This is a genomic window from Prevotella pectinovora, from assembly GCF_000834015.1.
Lineage (GTDB): Bacteria > Bacteroidota > Bacteroidia > Bacteroidales > Bacteroidaceae > Prevotella > Prevotella pectinovora.
On record NZ_JXQI01000042.1, the window covers coordinates 1 to 1,634 of the forward strand.

The window sequence follows — 1,634 nt, forward strand, 5'->3', positions numbered from 1 at the left end:
ATGATTTTCGGAGGCATTCTGAACAGAGACAAAACGAACTTTCCTTCGGGAAAGGTCATTATAAAGATATTATACAATGGAGAGTTTGATCCTGGCTCAGGATGAACGCTAGCTACAGGCTTAACACATGCAAGTCGCGGGGTAACATCTGGTAGAGCTTGCTCTTCCAGGATGACGACCGGCGCACGGGTGAGTAACGCGTATCCAACCTGGCCCATACCACGGGATAGCCCGTCGAAAGGCGGATTAATACCGTATGCTGTCATTAAGATGCATATATTGATGACGAAAGGACTGGCGGTATGGGATGGGGATGCGTCTGATTAGCTTGTTGGCGGGGTAACGGCCCACCAAGGCGACGATCAGTAGGGGTTCTGAGAGGAAGGTCCCCCACATTGGAACTGAGACACGGTCCAAACTCCTACGGGAGGCAGCAGTGAGGAATATTGGTCAATGGGCGCAAGCCTGAACCAGCCAAGTAGCGTGAGGGAAGACTGCCCTACGGGTTGTAAACCTCTTTTGTTTGGGAATAAAGTGCGGGACGTGTCCCGCATTGCATGTACCATTTGAATAAGGACCGGCTAATTCCGTGCCAGCAGCCGCGGTAATACGGAAGGTCCGGGCGTTATCCGGATTTATTGGGTTTAAAGGGAGCGCAGGCCGTGGGTTAAGCGTGTCGTGAAATTCCGTCGCTCAACGGCGGACGTGCGGCGCGAACTGGTCCACTTGAGTACGCGGGACGTTGGCGGAATTCGTGGTGTAGCGGTGAAATGCTTAGATATCACGAAGAACTCCGATTGCGAAGGCAGCTGACGGTAGCGCAACTGACGCTGAGGCTCGAAAGTGCGGGTATCGAACAGGATTAGATACCCTGGTAGTCCGCACGGTAAACGATGGATGCCCGCTATTCGCCCACCTGGGCGAGTGGCCAAGCGAAAGCGTTAAGCATCCCACCTGGGGAGTACGCCGGCAACGGTGAAACTCAAAGGAATTGACGGGGGCCCGCACAAGCGGAGGAACATGTGGTTTAATTCGATGATACGCGAGGAACCTTACCCGGGCTTGAATTGCAGAGGAAGGATTTAGAGATAATGACGCCCTTCGGGGCCTCTGTGAAGGTGCTGCATGGTTGTCGTCAGCTCGTGCCGTGAGGTGTCGGCTTAAGTGCCATAACGAGCGCAACCCCTCTCCGTAGTTGCCATCGGGTGATGCCGGGCACTCTGCGGACACTGCCACCGTAAGGTGTGAGGAAGGTGGGGATGACGTCAAATCAGCACGGCCCTTACGTCCGGGGCTACACACGTGTTACAATGGGGCATACAGAGCGCCGGCGGCCGGCAACGTCCGTCCAATCGCGAAAGTGTCCCCCAGTTCGGACTGGGGTCTGCAACCCGACCCCACGAAGCTGGATTCGCTAGTAATCGCGCATCAGCCATGGCGCGGTGAATACGTTCCCGGGCCTTGTACACACCGCCCGTCAAGCCATGAAAGCCGGGGGCGCCTGAAGTCCGTGACCGCAAGGGTCGGCCTAGGGCGAAACCGGTGATTGGGGCTAAGTCGTAACAAGGTAGCCGTACCGGAAGGTGCGGCTGGAACACCTCCTTTCTGGAGATGCCTTCTGAAAAGGTGCACCT

Annotated in this window: 1 rRNA gene; it reads left to right on the forward strand. The window is 55.9% G+C overall.

Going from position 1 to position 1,634, the window contains the following annotated elements:
- Positions 1-73: 73 nt before the first annotated feature.
- Positions 74-1,605 (forward strand): 16S ribosomal RNA (locus tag ST42_RS05335).
- Positions 1,606-1,634: the final 29 nt, after the last annotated feature.